This window comes from Stutzerimonas stutzeri (assembly GCF_002909485.1).
GTDB classification, from domain to species: Bacteria; Pseudomonadota; Gammaproteobacteria; order Pseudomonadales; family Pseudomonadaceae; genus Stutzerimonas; species Stutzerimonas stutzeri_AH.
The window spans coordinates 531,952-549,038 of sequence record NZ_PPXG01000003.1 but is presented as its reverse complement, the minus strand read 5'-3'; the positions used below and the strand labels follow the sequence as shown (position 1 = coordinate 549,038).

Annotated in this window: 12 protein-coding genes; 1 reads left to right on the top strand and 11 read right to left on the bottom strand. The window is 58.8% G+C overall.

What is annotated here, in order from left to right:
• The first annotated feature begins 150 nt into the window (after positions 1-150).
• Positions 151-1,416 (top strand): MFS transporter, encoded by a 1,266-nt coding sequence (locus CXK91_RS09970; protein WP_103456074.1) that lies wholly within the window; start codon positions 151-153, stop codon positions 1,414-1,416.
• 58 nt (positions 1,417-1,474) lie between these two features.
• Here the strand turns inward: CXK91_RS09970 and hemE are convergent, their stop codons facing one another.
• From hemE to CXK91_RS09915, 11 genes are all read right to left on the bottom strand, one after another.
• Positions 1,475-2,539, bottom strand: a complete 1,065-nt coding sequence (gene hemE / locus CXK91_RS09965) for a uroporphyrinogen decarboxylase (protein WP_103455985.1) — start codon at positions 2,537-2,539, stop codon at positions 1,475-1,477.
• 139 nt (positions 2,540-2,678) lie between these two features.
• The gene (locus tag CXK91_RS09960) at positions 2,679-4,097 is read right to left on the bottom strand and encodes an FAD-dependent oxidoreductase (protein ID WP_103455984.1); all 1,419 of its coding nucleotides are present in this window, start codon (positions 4,095-4,097) and stop codon (positions 2,679-2,681) included.
• Between the two features lie 108 nt (positions 4,098-4,205).
• Positions 4,206-8,654 (bottom strand): glutamate synthase large subunit, encoded by a 4,449-nt coding sequence (gltB, locus tag CXK91_RS09955; protein ID WP_103455983.1) that lies wholly within the window; start codon positions 8,652-8,654, stop codon positions 4,206-4,208.
• A 172-nt stretch (positions 8,655-8,826) separates the two neighbouring features.
• Positions 8,827-10,380, bottom strand: a complete 1,554-nt coding sequence (locus tag CXK91_RS09950) for an AAA family ATPase (protein ID WP_103455982.1) — start codon at positions 10,378-10,380, stop codon at positions 8,827-8,829.
• Between the two features lie 10 nt (positions 10,381-10,390).
• Positions 10,391-11,494, bottom strand: a complete 1,104-nt coding sequence (aroB, locus tag CXK91_RS09945) for a 3-dehydroquinate synthase (protein WP_103455981.1) — start codon at positions 11,492-11,494, stop codon at positions 10,391-10,393.
• Positions 11,495-11,517: 23 nt separating this feature from the next.
• Positions 11,518-12,063: a shikimate kinase AroK gene (gene aroK / locus CXK91_RS09940; RefSeq protein ID WP_103455980.1), complete on the bottom strand. Its 546-nt coding sequence runs from the start codon at positions 12,061-12,063 to the stop codon at positions 11,518-11,520.
• Positions 12,064-12,067: 4 nt separating this feature from the next.
• The gene (gene pilQ, locus CXK91_RS09935) at positions 12,068-14,149 is read right to left on the bottom strand and encodes a type IV pilus secretin PilQ (protein ID WP_103455979.1); all 2,082 of its coding nucleotides are present in this window, start codon (positions 14,147-14,149) and stop codon (positions 12,068-12,070) included.
• 53 nt (positions 14,150-14,202) lie between these two features.
• A complete protein-coding gene (gene pilP, locus CXK91_RS09930; RefSeq protein WP_103455978.1) occupies positions 14,203-14,730 on the bottom strand; it encodes a type 4a pilus biogenesis lipoprotein PilP in 528 nt (175 codons plus the stop codon).
• Complete coding sequence (pilO, locus tag CXK91_RS09925; protein ID WP_103455977.1) at positions 14,727-15,350, bottom strand: type 4a pilus biogenesis protein PilO; 624 nt, start codon at positions 15,348-15,350, stop codon at positions 14,727-14,729. The genes pilP and pilO overlap by 4 nt, the downstream gene beginning before the upstream one ends.
• The gene (gene pilN / locus CXK91_RS09920; protein ID WP_103455976.1) at positions 15,347-15,919 is read right to left on the bottom strand and encodes a type 4a pilus biogenesis protein PilN; all 573 of its coding nucleotides are present in this window, start codon (positions 15,917-15,919) and stop codon (positions 15,347-15,349) included. Before pilN ends, pilO begins: the two co-directional genes overlap by 4 nt.
• Positions 15,919-16,983, bottom strand: a complete 1,065-nt coding sequence (locus tag CXK91_RS09915; protein ID WP_103455975.1) for a pilus assembly protein PilM — start codon at positions 16,981-16,983, stop codon at positions 15,919-15,921. The genes pilN and CXK91_RS09915 overlap by 1 nt, the downstream gene beginning before the upstream one ends.
• Between the last annotated feature and the right edge of the window lie 104 nt (positions 16,984-17,087).

The window sequence follows — 17,087 nt, the reverse complement described above, 5'->3', positions numbered from 1 at the left end:
GAATAATATATTGGATAGCTCAAATAAAGCTCCCTATCATTCCCCTCATAAACCCAATCAAATGCGCCCTCGCCCGCTTTTCAATCGATGAATGCAGGCGTTACGGAGCGACGTTTGGTCGGAAAAATGTATTCCCTAGAGGCCATGATCTTGAACAGCACGCAGTGCGCCGCAGGCGCGCCGGCAGATACGAAAGACAGTCCCGCGCCACTCCTCTACACCGAAAAAGGCACTCCGCGCTTTACACGTACGGCGCTGGCATTGTTCGCCGCAGGCTTCGCCACTTTCGCCTTGCTTTACTGCGTACAGCCGATGATGCCCATGCTGTCGCACGCCTTTGGCATAAATGCGGCAGAAAGCAGCCTGATCCTTTCGCTTTCGACCATCACCCTGGCGGTCGGCCTACTGATAACCGGGCCGATTTCCGACGCCATAGGCCGCAAACCGGTAATGGTCGCATCCTTGCTGGCTGCAGCTCTGTTCACCCTGGGCAGCGCGCTGGCGCCCAGCTGGCATGGCGTGCTGTTGATGCGCGCGCTTGTCGGCCTGGCGCTGAGCGGGCTGGCGGCTGTTGCGATGACCTACCTCAGCGAGGAAATACACCCGCAACATCTCGGCTTGGCGATGGGGCTTTACATCGGCGGTAACGCAATTGGTGGCATGAGCGGGCGCCTGCTGAGCGGCGTTTTGGTCGACTACGTTTCCTGGCACAGCGTACTCGGGGTGATGGGCGGCCTGGCGCTGCTGGCCGCGCTGTTGCTCTGGCGATTCCTGCCTGATTCACGGCATTTCAACCCACGCCCGCTGCGCCCTCGAGGACTGGTGCAGGGCTATGGCATGCATTTTCGTGATGCCGGCCTGCCCTGGCTGTTCCTGCAGGGATTTCTCCTCATGGGCAGTTTCGTCACCCTCTACAACTACATCGGCTATCGCCTCATCGCCTCGCCCTTTCAGCTGAGTCAGACCATGGTCGGACTGCTGGCGGTGGTGTATCTGTCAGGCATCTACAGTTCGGCGCAGGTCGGTGCGCTGGCCGATCGATTCGGTCGCCGTCGGGTGTTCTGGGTGGTGATTTCGCTGATGCTCGCCGGGGTCGGCCTGACCCTGTTCGACCAGCTGCCTATGGTGCTGCTGGGCATGCTGCTGTTCACCTTCGGCTTCTTCGGCGCACACTCGGTCGCCAGCAGCTGGATCGGACGCCGCGCCAGGCAGGCTCGCGGCCAGGCCTCGTCGCTGTATCTGTTCAGCTATTACCTGGGTTCCAGCATCGCCGGGACACTGGGCGGTGTCTTCTGGCATGCCGCCGGCTGGGATGGAGTCGGATTGTTCATCGCATCGCTATTGCTGATATCGCTGGCCGTGGCCCTGCACCTTGCGCGCCTGCCAGCCTTGCCCGAGCCACAGACCGCACATTGACCCCAAAAAGCACAACGCCCCGCAAAGCGGGGCGCTGGTTATAACTACGTACCGCGAATCAGCCGTGATACTGCGCCGACAGTTCGTGCACCGACTCGATGAAGGCGCCGGCGTGGGCCGGGTCGACTTCTGGTGTGATGCCATGGCCCAGGTTGAATACGTGGCCGTCGCCATGACCAAAACTGGCAAGAATGCGCGCAACCTCGGCGCGGATGGCATCGGGCTTGGCATAAAGCACGCTCGGGTCCATGTTGCCCTGCAGGGCAACCTTGTCGCCAACGCGACGACGCGCCTCGCCGATGTCGCAGGTCCAATCCAGACCAAGTGCTTCGACGCCCACCTCGGCCATCGACTCCAGCCAGAGACCGCCGCCCTTGGTGAACATGATGACCGGCACACGACGGCCGTCATGTTCGCGAATCAAGCCATCGACAATCTTGCGCATGTAGGCCAGGGAGAACTCCTGATACGCCGCCGCCGACAGGCTGCCGCCCCAGGAATCGAAGATCTGCACGGCCTGGGCGCCAGCGAGGATCTGGCCGTTGAGGTAGCTTGTGACCGACTGCGCCAGCTTGTCCAGCAGCGCGTGCATCGCCTGCGGGTTCTCGTAGAGCATCGCCTTGGACTTGCGGAAGTCTTTCGACGAGCCGCCCTCGACCATATAGGTGGCCAGCGTCCAGGGACTGCCGGAAAAACCGATCAGCGGCACGCGCCCATTGAGTTCGCGGCGGATAGTGCGCACCGCATCCATCACATACCCCAAGTCTTTCTCTGGGTCGGGGATCGGTAGCGCCTCGATGTCCGCAATGGTGCTCACTACTTTCTTGAAGCGCGGCCCCTCACCGGTCTCAAAATACAGACCCAGGCCCATGGCGTCCGGCACGGTGAGGATGTCGGAGAACAGGATCGCAGCATCCAGCGGATAACGCTCCAGTGGCTGCAAGGTCACCTCGCAGGCGAGCTCGGGATTCATGCACAGACTCATGAAGTCACCGGCCTTGGCGCGGCTGGCCCGGTACTCGGGCAGATAGCGGCCGGCTTGGCGCATCATCCACACCGGGGTGACATCGACAGGCTGCTTGAGCAGGGCACGAAGGAAGCGGTCGTTCTTCAAGGCGGTCATGGCAGGATTCCAGCGTAAAAGTGCCGTGCATTGTCGCAAAGCGGAAAAAAAAAGGCACGGCGAGCGCCGTGCCATTTAGCGATGGGCTTGATTCAAATCAGGCTACTTTCGGCCGCGCGACGGCGCCCGGCAACTCAGATCAGACGCCCAGGTAATCCATGATGCCCTCGGCAGCCTGACGGCCTTCGAAGATCGCCGTCACCACTAGATCGGACCCGCGGACCATGTCGCCGCCGGCGAAGATCTTCGGGTTGCTGGTCTGGTGCTTGAACTGGCCAACCTCCGGCGCCACCACACGGCCCTGGTTGTCGATCTGGATGCTCTGGGCTTCGAACCACGGCGCAGGGCTCGGCCGGAAACCGAAGGCGATGACCACGGCATCAGCCGGCAATACCTGCTCGGAGCCGGGGATCGGCTCGGGGCTGCGGCGACCGCGGGCGTCCGGCGCGCCGAGACGGGTCTCCACCACCTTGACGCCCTCGACCTTGCCTTCACCGACGATGGCGATGGGCTGACGGTTGAAGAGGAACTTCACGCCCTCCTCCTTGGCGTTCTTCACTTCGCGGCGTGAACCCGGCATGTTCGCCGCGTCACGACGGTAGGCGCAGGTCACGCTCTTGGCGCCCTGACGAATGGAAGTGCGGTTGCAGTCCATCGCGGTATCGCCGCCGCCAAGTACCACGACCTTCTTGCCCTTCATGTCGATAAAGTCTTCAGCGGACTTCTCGAAGCCGAGGTTGCGGTTGACGTTGGCGATGAGGAAATCCAGCGCGTCGTACACGCCCGGCAGATCCTCACCGGGGAAGCCGCCCTTCATGTAGGTATATGTGCCCATGCCCATGAACACGGCATCGTATTCGGCCAGCAGCTGGTCGATGGTGATGTCCTTGCCCACCTCGGTGTTCAGACGGAACTCGATGCCCATGCCACCGAAGATTTCGCGACGGCGGCTGAGTACGGTCTTTTCCAGCTTGAATTCGGGGATACCAAAGGTCAGCAGGCCGCCGATCTCGGGGTTCTTGTCGAACACCACCGGGGTCACGCCGTTGCGCACGAGGATATCGGCACAACCCAGGCCCGCAGGGCCGGCACCGATGATCGCGACCTTCTTGCCGGTCGGCTTGACCTTGGACATATCCGGGCGCCAACCCATGGCGAAAGCGGTATCGGCGATGTACTTCTCCACCGACCCGATGGTCACCGCGCCAAAACCATCGTTCAGGGTGCAGGCACCTTCGCAAAGACGATCCTGCGGACAGACGCGGCCGCAGACTTCCGGCAGCGTGTTGGTCTGATGCGCCAGCTCAGCGGCGGCGAGGATGTTGCCCTCGGAAACCAGCTTGAGCCAGTTGGGGATGTAGTTGTGAACCGGGCATTTCCACTCGCAGTACGGGTTGCCGCAACCCAGGCAGCGGTGGGCCTGCTCGCAAGCTTGCTGCGGCTTGAAGGGTTCGTAGATCTCGACGAATTCCTTCTTGCGCTGGCGCAACAGCTTCTTCTTCGGATCCTTGCGCCCGACCTCGATGAACTGGAAGTCGTTATTCAGACGTTCAGTCATTTCAAAACCTCTCAACAGCAGCCGTAGGCAATACATACGGCAGCAAGACAATCAGGGTAAGCAGCGGCCCCTGCCGTGGCTGGGACCGCTGCCTGAAGCAGCTTATTGTTATTGCGGGTTGGCCCGGGTACTCGACAGCAGCGAGGCCAGGTTGGCCGCCTTGGGCTTGACCAGCCAGAAACGACGCAGGTAATCGTCGAGATTATCCAGCAGTTCAGCCCCCCACTCACTCGCGGTTTCAGCAACGTATTCACGCAGGACGCCTTGCAGATGGCTGCGATAGGCTTCCATTGCCTCGCCGGTGATGCGCTGCAGGTTGACCAGCTCATTGTTCACACGGTCGATGAAGCTGTTATCCATGTCCAGCACATAGGCGAAACCACCGGTCATGCCCGATCCGAAGTTGTGCCCGGTCTTGCCGAGAACGCAAACGAAGCCACCAGTCATGTACTCGCAGCAATGGTCGCCAGTGCCCTCGACCACCGCATGGGCGCCGGAGTTACGTACCGCGAAACGCTCGCCTGCAGTACCAGCAGCAAACAGCTTGCCGCCAGTGGCGCCGTACAGACAGGTGTTACCGATGATTGCCGAGTCTTGCGAGCGGTACGCAGCACCCTGTGGCGGCGTAACGACAAGCTTGCCACCTGTCATGCCCTTGCCGACGTAATCGTTAGCGTCGCCTTCCAAATACAGGTTGAGGCCGCCGGCGTTCCAGACACCGAAGCTCTGGCCAGCAGTACCCTTGAAGCGGAAGGTGATCGGCGCACCGGCCATACCCTGGTTGCCATGCTGGCGAGCGATCTCGCCGGACACACGGGCACCGATGGAACGGTCACAGTTACAGATTTCCAGCTCGAACTCGCCGCCGCTCTTGGTATCGATGGCACCTTTGGCCAGCTTGACCATCTCTTCGGCCAGCAGCCCCTGATCGAACGGCGGGTTCTTTTCAACTTGGCAGAACTGCGGCTTGTCGGCCGGGATGTTGCTGCCACCAAGCAGCGGCGAAAGGTCCAGATTGTTTTGCTTGGCCGTTTCGCCTGGCAGCAATTCGAGCAGATCGGTACGGCCGATCAGTTCTTCCAGGCTGCGTACGCCCAGCTTAGCCAGCCACTCGCGGGTTTCTTCGGCGACGAACTGGAAGAAGTTGACCACCATGTCGACGGTGCCGATGAAGTGATCCTTGCGCAGCTGCTCATTTTGAGTGGCGACGCCAGTGGCGCAGTTGTTCAGATGGCAAATACGCAGGTACTTGCAACCCAGCGCGATCATCGGCGCGGTACCGAAGCCGAAGCTCTCGGCGCCTAGGATTGCGGCCTTGATGACGTCCAGACCGGTTTTCAGACCGCCATCGGTCTGCACCCTGACCTTGCCACGCAAATCGTTGCCGCGCAGCGTCTGGTGGGTTTCGGCCAGACCGAGCTCCCAAGGCGAGCCGGCGTAACGGATCGAGGTCAGTGGCGAGGCACCGGTACCGCCGTCGTAACCCGAGATGGTGATCAGATCGGCATAGGCCTTGGCCACACCAGCTGCAATGGTGCCGACGCCAGGCTCGGCTACCAGCTTGACCGAAACCAGCGCCTGCGGGTTGACCTGCTTGAGGTCGAAGATCAGCTGTGCCAGATCCTCGATGGAGTAGATGTCGTGGTGCGGTGGCGGAGAAATCAGCGTCACGCCCGGTACTGCGTAACGCAGCCGCGCGATCAGACCGTTCACCTTGCCGCCGGGCAGCTGACCGCCCTCGCCGGGTTTGGCACCCTGGGCGACCTTGATCTGCAGCACTTCGGCATTGACCAGGTATTCCGGAGTGACACCGAAGCGGCCAGTCGCGACCTGCTTGATCTTCGAGCTGCGCTCGGTGCCATAGCGGGCTGGGTCTTCACCGCCCTCACCGGAGTTCGAACGGGCACCGATGCGATTCATCGCCGCGGCGATGGCTTCGTGAGCTTCCGGGGACAGGGCGCCCAACGAGATACCAGCGGAGTCGAAGCGCTTGAGGATCGCATCCAGCGGCTCGACCTCTTCCAGGGCCAGCGGTTGCTCAGCCACCTTGACCTTGAGCAGGTCGCGCAGCATCGCCACCGGGCGCTGATCGACCAACGCGGTGTACTCCTTGAAGCGGCTGTAGTCGCCGCTCTGCACGGCTATCTGCAACGCGCTGACCACGTCCGGGTTGTAGGCGTGGTATTCACCACCGTAGACGAACTTCAGCAGACCGCCCTGCTGGATCGGCTTGCGGCTGCTCCAGGCTTCGGCAGCGAGCGCTTTCTGTTCGGCCTCCAGATCCTCGAAGCGAGCGCCCTTGATACGGCTGGCAACGCCACGGAAGCTTAGCTCGACGATTTCATCGGACAGGCCCACAGCTTCGAAAAGTTGTGCGCCGCGGTAGGAGGCGATAGTCGAGATGCCCATCTTGGAGATGATCTTCATCAACCCCTTGGAGATGCCCTTGCGATAGTGCTTGAACACCTCGTACAGGTCGCCTAGCACTTCTCCGGTGCGGATCAGATCGCCCAGCACCTCGAAAGCAAGGAACGGGTAGACCGCAGTCGCGCCGAAGCCGATCAGCACCGCGAAGTGATGCGGGTCACGCGCAGTAGCGGTCTCCACCAGGATGTTGCAGCTGCAGCGCAGGCCGGTCTCGAGCAGACGGTGGTGAACGGCGCCCACGGCCAAGGAGGCATGCACCGGCAGCTTGCCTGGGGCGATATGGCGGTCACTGAGGACCAGCAGCACTTTTCCACCACGTACGGCTTCCTCGGCCTGGTCGGCGATGTTGCGAATCGCCGACTCGAGGCCAATGGTTTCGTCGTAGTTCAGGTCAATGACCAGACGCTCGAAACCCGGACGCTCCAGATTCATGATCGTGCGCCACTTCGCTGGCGAGATCACAGGCGTGGTCAGAATCGCGCGGTTGGCGTGCTCCGCGGTTTCTTCAAAGACATTGCGCTCGGCACCCAGACAGGTTTCCAGCGACATGACGATGGCTTCGCGTAGCGGATCGATCGGCGGGTTGGTCACCTGCGCGAACTGCTGACGGAAATAATCGTAGGGCGAGCGAACGCGGCGCGACAGTACAGCCATGGGCGTGTCGTCGCCCATCGAGCCGACTGCTTCCTGGCCCTGCTCGGCCAGCGGGCGCAGCACCTGGTCACGCTCCTCGAAAGTGACCTGGTACATTTTCATGTACTGCTTGAGCTGGTCGGCATCGTAGAAGGCCGAACCGTGATCGTTGTCGTCCAACGTCGACTGGATACGCAGCGCATTCTGGCGCAGCCACTTCTTGTAGGGCTGCTGGGCCTTCAGATGGTTGTCGATGTCATCGGTGTGCAGCACCTTGCCAGTGTGCGTGTCGACGGCAAGGATCTGCCCTGGGCCCACACGGCCCTTGGCCAGGACATCCTCGGGCTTGTAATCCCATACGCCGACTTCGGAAGCGAGCGTGATGTAACCATTCTTGGTGGTCACCCAACGGGCAGGACGCAGGCCGTTGCGGTCTAGCAGGCAGACAGCGTGGCGACCATCGGTCAACACCACGCCAGCCGGGCCATCCCAGGGCTCCATATGCATGGAGTTGAATTCGTAGAACGCCCGCAGATCGGGGTCCATGGTTTCAACGTTCTGCCAAGCCGGCGGAATGATCATGCGCAGCCCGCGGAACAGATCCATTCCGCCGGTGACCAAGAGCTCAAGCATGTTGTCCATGCTGGAGGAGTCCGAGCCGGTGCGGTTGATCAGCGGCGACAGGCTTTCAAGGTCAGGCAGCAGCTCGTTGGCGAATTTCAGGCGGCGCGCCTGCGCCCAGTTGCGGTTGCCGGTGATGGTGTTGATCTCACCGTTGTGCGCGAGAAAACGGAACGGCTGGGCCAGACGCCATTGCGGCATGGTGTTGGTGGAGAAACGCTGGTGGAACACGCAGATTGCGGTCGCAAGACGCTCATCACCCAGGTCGGGATAGAACTGCGCCAGATCGGCGGGCATCATCAGGCCCTTATAGATGATGTCCTTGTCGGAGAGGCTGCAGACGTAGAAGGCGCTGTCGTCAGCAAGCGCAACCTCGGCACGGCGGCGTGCGAAGAACAGCTTGATGCCGAACTCGCGGTCGTCCATCCCGTCACCGGAGACGAACACTTGCTCGATTCGCGGCAAGCGTTCCAAGGCCAGTTGACCCAACACGCTGGTATCGACCGGAACTTCGCGCCAGCCGACCAGAGTCAGACCTTGCGAGACGATTTCTTCGCTCAGACGAGCGCGGGCGTGATCCGCCTTGCTGGTATCCGGATCGAGAAAAATCATGCCGACGGCGTACTGCGCCGGCAGCTCAGCGTTGAAATGCTCCAGCGCCTTGGCCCGCAGGAAGCCATCGGGCTTCTGCATCAGCAGACCGCAGCCGTCACCCGTTTTACCATCGGCGTTGATGCCGCCACGGTGAGTCATGCAGGTCAGGGACTGAATGGCAGTCTTTAGCAGGTGATGGCTAGCTTCGCCCTGCATGTGGGCAATCAGACCGAAGCCGCAGTTATCCTTGAACTCTTCAGGACGAAAAAGACCTGCTCTCATAGGCACTCCACCAGCTAAATTCGTTGTAAATCAACCCCTTATTGACGGGAACAGGATCACCCCGTCATTCACGTGGGCAAAAGGGGGAGCAGTTTACAAAGCCAGCTAGAGCGACACAATTTATTTTTGCAAGCCCCAAAAAGGTGCGTAACGCACTTTTTTAGGGCATTTTTTAACGAGACTGCGTCATTTCCTGTTGCACACTGGAAAAACTCCGCACCCAAGGCTTACCAGCCTGCAGCGAAGCGGGCAGAGATTTGACAGCGGCTACCGCAGCGGCGCGATTGGCAAAATTGCCGTACGTGACGACGTAGAGCGGCTTGCCCTCATGCACCTTTGCGAAATAGCGATAGCTACCGCCATGCTGCTGAACTACTGCCTGAGCGTTCTTCTCGACACGTGTACCTAAAATCTGAATCAGGTAATTGCCTGCTGGCTGGCTGGCATACCACGCGCTATTGCCTGAAGTCGAAGGCACCGCAGTAGTTGCCGGCGCCGGATCAGCGACATTCGGTCGCACTGCGGGCGGCGCAGGTTTCGGAGCGGGAGCAGGTGTAGTCACAACCGGCGGCGTCGCCGGCGCTCGTTCAGGAATCTGCGCGGGAGGTGCAGGTGCAGGTGCAGGTGCAGGTGCAGGTGCAGGTACTGTAGGCGCATTATCTTCGGAGCGCATCGCATCGCCCTCATCCTCGCCACCTGCTGCAGCAGCCAGCGGCTCGCGGATCACCGGCTGTGCGTCGCGACCAAGGGGAAGAGATGAGGAACGCCCCTCAGCATCGAACTGGATGGCGGTCTGCTGATCCTGATCGACCTCGCCGTCTGCCGACGAGCTTTCAAGTGGCAGACGGGTCACTTCAGCGGTGCTGGAGCGTTCAGGATCACCGCTACGAAGAAAGAGAATCGCGATCGCGATAACCGCGAGCACGCCCAATGCAGCCAGCAGATGTTTCTTTGGCAGAGCAATTCCAATGGCTTTTGCGCGGCCGCGACTGTTTTGCATAGCGGACAGCAGCTCATCCCGAGCAACAGCATTAATCGCACCTGGCCATCCACCCGATTGCTCATGGATATGTGCGATCTGCTCATCACTCAAACATTCAATGCCAGCGCCGGCACCCTCTAGGCGCTGCGCCAGGTACTCACGGGTTTCGTCCTCTTCATAGGGTTGTAGCGCGATAGCGTGATAGCGCTCCTCCCCCTCGCTCAAGGCTTCGATTCGAGCAGCCAGGGCTGGCTCACCGAACAGGAAGACATGAGGGCGAGCTTCTGGGGTGCCCGCCGCGAGGCGTAACAAGGTTTCTACCGCAGCGCCGGTGAGTTGCTCGGCGTCATCGACCAGCAGGTAGACCTCCTGGCCGGTCAGCGCCAGCTGGATGACCTGCCCCATTACGCCTTCGAAGTCAGCGCCAGGACTGTTCAGCGCCTGAGCGATCTGAGCGAGCAATGCGCTGGCATCGGTAGTCGCGTGCGGCGTAATCACCACACTCTGAACCGACTGCTTGTTGCTGCTGGCCACCAGCGCCTGACGAAGTAAGGTTTTGCCGCTGCCTTCCGGCCCGGTCACCAACAGCAGCAACTGGCTATAGCGAGCCAGATGATGCAGCTGTCCGAGCACTGGCTTGCGCTGCGCGGGAAAGAACTTGAAGCCCGGAACGCGAGCGGCGAAAGGATCATGGCTGAAGCCATAGTGGTTCAAAAACGCGTCGTCCGCAGACAAACTGGTCATGGAAATTTTCTTAAGCTCCCAGATGTTCCGTCATTGCGCCGTAATTGGCGCTCAAGGTTGTTTCGAGCACGTCTCGAGGAAAGTCTCCGGTCACAACCGCCTCGCCTATCTGCCGTAGCAGCACCAAGCGTAGCCGGCCGTCCAGAACTTTCTTATCGACGGCCATGTGCTCGAGAAAGTCGTGCGGCTGCATTTCCTCAGGCGGCACGACGGGAAGTGCCGCCCGCCGCAATAATCTAATAGCCCGGTCACGCTCCGTCCGTTTGATCCAACCCAGCTGACAAGACATCTCCAGCGCCATCACGGTTCCAGCAGCCACTGCCTCACCATGCAGCCAAACGCCATAGCCCATATGGGTCTCAATCGCGTGGCCGAATGTGTGACCCAGGTTGAGAATCGCGCGCACGCCAGACTCGCGCTCATCGGCATTCACAACTTTGGCTTTCGCGGCACAGGAACGATTGATCGCCTCGGTCAGCGCAGCCGAATCGAGCGCCCGGAGACGGTCGATGTTCGCCTCGAGCCAGCCAAGAAATGGCTCATCGCAGATAAGCCCGTACTTGATTACCTCGGCCAGGCCTGCGGACAACTCACGAGGCGGCAAAGTCTTCAGCGTAGTGGTATCGATAACGACCGCACGAGGCTGATAGAACGCGCCAATCATGTTCTTGCCTAACGGATGATTGATGCCCGTCTTGCCACCAACCGAGGAGTCCACCTGCGACAGCAGCGTAGTGGGCACCTGGATGAAGTCGACCCCACGCTGATAGCTGGCAGCGGCATAGCCGGCCATATCGCCGATAACGCCGCCGCCGAGCGCGATAATAGTCGTGTGGCGATCATGGCGAGCGCCGAGCAAGGCGTCGAAAATGAGTTGGAGAGTCTGCCAGTTCTTGAATCCTTCACCGTCGGGCAGGATCACCGGCGTGACGGTGTAATCGGAAAGGGTCTGCATCAGACGATCGAGGTAGAGCGGTGCAACCGTGTCATTGGTGACAATGGCTACTTGCCGCCCACGGATCTTGTCACTAAAAAGCTCGGCGCAATCAATCGACCGCTCGCCGATATGGATGGGATAACTACGCTCACCGAGATCGACCTGAAGAATCTGCATGGGGCCCCCGATAACAAAGGGGCCTAGGATAGCGCAGATTCATCCCGGCTTTCACGGGGCGGTAATGATGCGAGCCGATCGAGAATTTCCATCACCACCAGCCGTGGGGGACGCTCGTCGGTTTCGATAATGATGTCCGCTATCGAGCGGTACAGGGGATCGCGAATCGCCATAAGACCGGCCAGCACGCTACGAGGATCATTTGCCTGCAACAGCGGCCTATTTCTGTCCCGAGAGGTGCGTTCAAGCTGCTGATCGACCGATGTACAAAGATAGACAACACGCCCTCCGGAGCGAAGCGCCTCACGATTATCATCGCGCAACACCGCACCTCCGCCGGTTGCTAGCACTACACCCTCAAGCTGACAAAGATCCGCGATCACAGCGCGCTCCCGCTCGCGAAAGCCTGCCTCACCCTCCACATCGAAAATCAAAGGGATACTTGCCCCGGTCCGCTGCTCAATCTCCTTATCGGAGTCTCTGAACGGCAGACGGAGCTCTTTGGCAAGCAAACGCCCGATGGTGCTTTTTCCAGCTCCCATCGGGCCTACGAGGATGGTGTTGTTCAACGAATCAGCGACTCACGGCGACTGCCTGGTGATTAAGAATTTTTGGGGTCAAAAATATCAGGAGCTCAGACTTCGAGTCCGCCACGACATCCCGACGGAACATGCGTCCAAGATAAGGCAGATCACCGAGGAAAGGAACTTTATCGACCGAGCGACTTTGTGTGTTGGAGAAGACACCACCAATCACAACCGTCTCACCATCATTAACGAGGATCTTTGCATTGACCTCGTTTTTCCGAATCGTCGGAGTTCCATTCACGTCATTTGCGAAATCCGGCTCATCCTTGGTGACCTTCACCTCCATGATGATGCGATTATCGGGAGTGATTTGTGGCGTTACCTCAAGGGAGAGCGCCGCTTCAACGAAGGTTGTCGAAGTGGCACCACTGGAGCTTGCCTCTTGATAGGGAATTTCCGAGCCTTTCAGAATCTTCGCCGTTTCCTTGTCGGCCGTCATGACTTTCGGCTGGGAGACCACTTCGCCATTGCCGGACTTCTCCATTGCGGAGAGCTCGAGATCGAGAATCAGGTTGTCAGTGATGTAACCGATGCCTATGCCAGCAGTACGATTCGTCACGCCCATATCGACGAATGGGAAATTACCATTGCTTTCACTACCGCTTTTTCCTCCCTCGTCTCCGAAGTCGTCACTGCCATACACAGCCCCTCGCCCGTTTGCGAAAAGCTGAGTTCCACCCCAACGCACACCCAGCGCCTTGTCGTAATCGACGTTTGCCTCGACGATGCGAGCCTCAATCATGACCTGCCGCACCGGAATATCCAACTGAGCAACAATACGTCGCAGCTCGTCCAAGCGCTCTTGAGTCTGGTACGCGATGATGTTGTTGGTCCGATCATCGACCGCCATTGAGCCGCGTTCGTCTGTCTGCCCTTGAGTATTGGTAACCGACTGGAATAGCCGAGCAATATCAGCCGCTTTGGCGTAATTGACCTGCACGACTTCGCGGCGCAGCGGAGCAAGCTCAGCTATCTGGCGCTGGGATTCCAATTCCTGGCGCTCACGAGCCGCAATCTCTTCCGCGGGAGCAACCAGCAATACGTTGCCCACCTGGCGCTTGTCCAAGCCTTTGGTCTTGAGCACCAGATCCAGAGCCTGATCCCATGGCACGTTCTGCAGACGCAGGGTTATATTGCCGCTGACTGTGTCACTTGCCACTAGGTTCAGATCAGTGAAGTCGGCGATCAGCTGTAGCACCGAACGTACGTCGATGTCCTGAAAGTTCAGCGACAGCTTCTCGCCGGAGTAGGCGAACCGCTCAGTCTTACGCTTCTCGGCTTCATCTTCAGTAAGAGGCTTGACGCTGATGGTCAGCTTGTTGTCAGTCTGATAGGCCAGGTAGTCATACCGACCGGTCGGCTCGATGGCGATGCTTACGCCGCCTGCCTGGGCGGAAGAATCCACAAATCTTACAGGCGTAGCAAAATCCTGCACGTCCAATCGAACGCGCAGCGATTCGGGCAACTGGGTTTTATCGAACAGAACGCGAATCTTGCCGCCTTGCTCCTCGATAGTCGAACTTATGGAGGAATCGGAAAGAGTAATCACAACGTTTCCAGCGCCATCTTCGCCACGACGAAAATCGATATTATCGATCGCCTTACCAACTGCCGCCGCCTTTACAGGTGCGGGCGCAGCAATGGGTGCGACTGGTGCCGTAGAGACAGCGGCAGGCTTGTTAGCGCCCCCATTTTCACCGAGGACCACAAAGAGGTTATTGCCATCCACTCGAGTAGAGTACGGCACAAGAGACGTCAGATTGACGATAAGACGAGTACGACCCTGGGCTTCCACGACCGTCACACTCCGGGCGTTACCCACCCCCAGCTCACGATTCTTTGTGCCCAAATTGTTGGAGACGCCGGGCAGATCAAGAGCAATGCGCGCCGGCTGGTCCAGCGTATAACCACGCGGCGACGCTACAGGCTCATCGAATGCCAACTTGAGCTCGACGCGATCACCGGGAAGAGCCGCCACATCAAGCGCGTTTAGCTTGGCCGCCAACAGAGCTGGCGATATAAACGCCGCCAGCAGGGAAACGCCCAAGCGTGAAAGGATACTGTTCATAAATTGCTTCCGTTGTGCAGACCGGTAAAGGTTTTCCATGCTTTTGCCCCGCGCTAGGTGCGCTCTTTCAAGGTCAGACTGCGCGGGCGCTCAAGCCACCCACCCTCTCCATCAGGAACGATCTCCAACACATCTACACCCGCATCGCTTATCTCGACGATGCGACCGTGGTTGCGGCCCAGATAGTCACCGATCTTGACTCGATGAACCCCATCGCCCCCCATGATCAAAGCGTACCGACCGCCACCGTTGGTCAGTGTGCCAACCATGGTGAAATTCTCGATGTTGAACCCTTCAAGGAACTGCTTGACCCGAGCCTCGTCAGGCTGAACGTCCTTGTTGCCTTTCTGCCGCTGTGCCAGATCAAGCTTCACCGGCGGCTGAAACGGATGGCGCAAAGCGGCCGCGCTGTAGGTAAATGCCTCATAAGGTATGAACGCCGGCAGCGGCTCAATCGTCCCCTTTGGCTTAGCCCTTACATCATCCAAATACCGCTGCAGATCGCTGAAGTCCGAGTTGCCACCGCAACCGGTTAGCACCGCCAGGCTCAATCCCAGCGCAGTGAGTCGCCCCCTCCTCATTTCTGCAGCCCCTTGTCGTTGTAGCGATAAGTCTTGGCGACAATACTCATCCGTAATTTTGATGTCGCTTGATTCTTATCGGGCTTTATATCGAAATCATGCAAAGTCACGATACGTGGAAGGCTCGAAACGCCGCTTACAAAGGTCGCGAGATCGTGATATCCACCAACAACCTTTATATTGATCGGCAGCTCGATATAGAACTGCTGAGCCACCTCAGGCTGCAACTTGATCTCTTCAAACTCCAAGCCGCTACCCAAACCTGTGCGTGTTATATCCTCTAGAAGCCCAGGCACCTCGGTATCACTTGGCAATTGCCGCAACAAAGCGCCGAATGATGTTTCCATTTCAGCCATTTGCTCTTTATAGGCTTCGAGATTCGCAGCCTGAAATGCCTTGGTCGAGAACTGCTGTTTTAGCGTCACTTCCTGCGCACGCTGCTGTTCCAACTGCAGCTGCAAATCCTGTAAATGAAAGTAATAACCAAGCCCGAGCACCACTGAGAGCAGAAGCACGCCGGTTATAAACTTGACCGGCGCCGGCCAAGACCCCAGGTTATTCAGATCCAGTTCGGCAAAATCAACTTTACGCAGACTTTCTAGCGACTCGCCCAGACTCATGGCTTCACTCCTTCCGTAGAGACCGCTGGCTGGGTCTGCTGCACTGTCAGCTGGAACACGTTCTCCTGATCAACAGCACCGGCAGTTACCGCCTTAACCTCGTTCAGATTGGGAGATTCGAGCCACTCCGATCCATCGAGGTTACGCATGAGATTGGAAACCCGATTATTCGACTCGGCAGCCCCCACGATTGCGATATTCTTCCCGGTCATCTTCAGCGCCGTGAAATAAACACCGTCCGGCAAGGTCCGCACCAATTGATCGAACACGCGCCCGATAATCGGTCGATTACCCTGGAGATCCTGGATAATTTTCATTCGCTCCAGTAGCTGCTGCCGACGCTCCCTCAGCTCCTTGATCTCTTTTATGCGCGCATCCAGAACCGCTATTTCTTTTTTCACGAATTCGTTTCGAGCGTTTTGCTGTTCTATTGCGCCCTGAAAATAGCGATCACCGAGAAATACCAAACCGGCCGCCACGATAAGCACCCCTACCAGAGAGGCCAGAAAACGCTGCTTGCGCTCTTCACGCAGCTGCTCACGCCATGGGAGTAGATTGATCTGCGCCATCAGTCGAAGCTCCTCATCGCCAAGCCGCACGCAATCATTAATGCCGGCGCATCGCTGGCCAGCGCCCCTGCGTTGACCTTGCTACTCAAAGCCATATCGGCAAAAGGGTTTGCAACTAGAGTTTGAGTGCCTATTTTCTGTTGGATCATGTCATCGAGGCCGGGGATCGACGCAGTGCCGCCCGCAAGCAGAATGCAATCAACATCATGAAACTGTCCGGCAGCAAAGAAGAACTGCAAGGAGCGCGAGACCTGCTGGACAACAGCCTCTTTGAACGGAAGCAGAACCTCACTGTCGTAGTCATCTGGAAGCCCACCCTGCTTCTTGGCAAGGCCAGCTTCCTCTTGGGAGAGACCGTAACGTCGCTGGATCTCCTCAGTCAGCTGGCGACCCCCGAACAACTGCTCACGGGTGTAGATGGTGCGACCGTTATGCAAGACGCTTAAGGTGGTCATGGTCGCGCCAATATCCACAACCGCCACGGTTAACTCGTCATGCGCTGCGCCCAACTGCGGGGCAAGCAGCCCAAAAGAGCGCTCAAGCGCATAAGCTTCGACATCGACCACCTTGGCGGTCAGCCCGGCCAAGGCCAGAGCGGCCTCGCGGATTTCGACGTTTTCCTTGCGGCACGCCGCAAGCAGGACTTCGACCCGACCCGGAGCGCGGGGTGCAGGCCCCTGAACCTCGAAGTCGATCGCCACCTCTTCCAGCGGGTAGGGGATGTATTGATCCGCCTCGATCTTCAGCTGGTTTTCGAGCTCTTCGTCGGACAACCCGGCATCCATCTCGATCGTCTTGGTGATAACGGCCGACCCGGAAACCGCAACGACAGCCGACTTGCAGCCCGTTTTGGCCTTGGCAACAACGCGCTGCAATGCCTGCCCAACCCCTTCGAGCTCTGCAATGTTCTTTTCGACAACGGCGTTTGGCGGAAGCGGCTCGACAGCATAAGCCTCGACGCGGTACCGACTACCCGATCGACTTAATTCGATGAGCTTGACTGAGGTCGAACTGATATCGATCCCAAGCAGCGTGTTCGCTTTCTTAGTGAGGAGCCCTAGCACGACCGATTTCCTATCTTTATCCGCAACTTACGGATTAATTATGTTTATCCACATTAGATAACAGCCTTGACAGAAGCGCAAATGGCTACCCGGCAAAAAAAACG

Coding starts and splice junctions, on each gene's coding strand:
- CXK91_RS09960 (WP_103455984.1), bottom strand. CDS start 4,097: ATGACTGAACGTCTGAATAACGACTTCCAGTTCATCGAGGTCGGGCGC.
- pilN (WP_103455976.1), bottom strand. CDS start 15,919: ATGGCGCAGATCAATCTACTCCCATGGCGTGAGCAGCTGCGTGAAGAG.
- aroB (WP_103455981.1), bottom strand. CDS start 11,494: ATGCAGATTCTTCAGGTCGATCTCGGTGAGCGTAGTTATCCCATCCAT.
- pilO (WP_103455977.1), bottom strand. CDS start 15,350: ATGAGTCTGGGCGAGTCGCTAGAAAGTCTGCGTAAAGTTGATTTTGCC.
- pilQ (WP_103455979.1), bottom strand. CDS start 14,149: ATGAACAGTATCCTTTCACGCTTGGGCGTTTCCCTGCTGGCGGCGTTT.
- hemE (WP_103455985.1), bottom strand. CDS start 2,539: ATGACCGCCTTGAAGAACGACCGCTTCCTTCGTGCCCTGCTCAAGCAG.
- gltB (WP_103455983.1), bottom strand. CDS start 8,654: ATGAGAGCAGGTCTTTTTCGTCCTGAAGAGTTCAAGGATAACTGCGGC.
- pilP (WP_103455978.1), bottom strand. CDS start 14,730: ATGAGGAGGGGGCGACTCACTGCGCTGGGATTGAGCCTGGCGGTGCTA.
- CXK91_RS09950 (WP_103455982.1), bottom strand. CDS start 10,380: ATGACCAGTTTGTCTGCGGACGACGCGTTTTTGAACCACTATGGCTTC.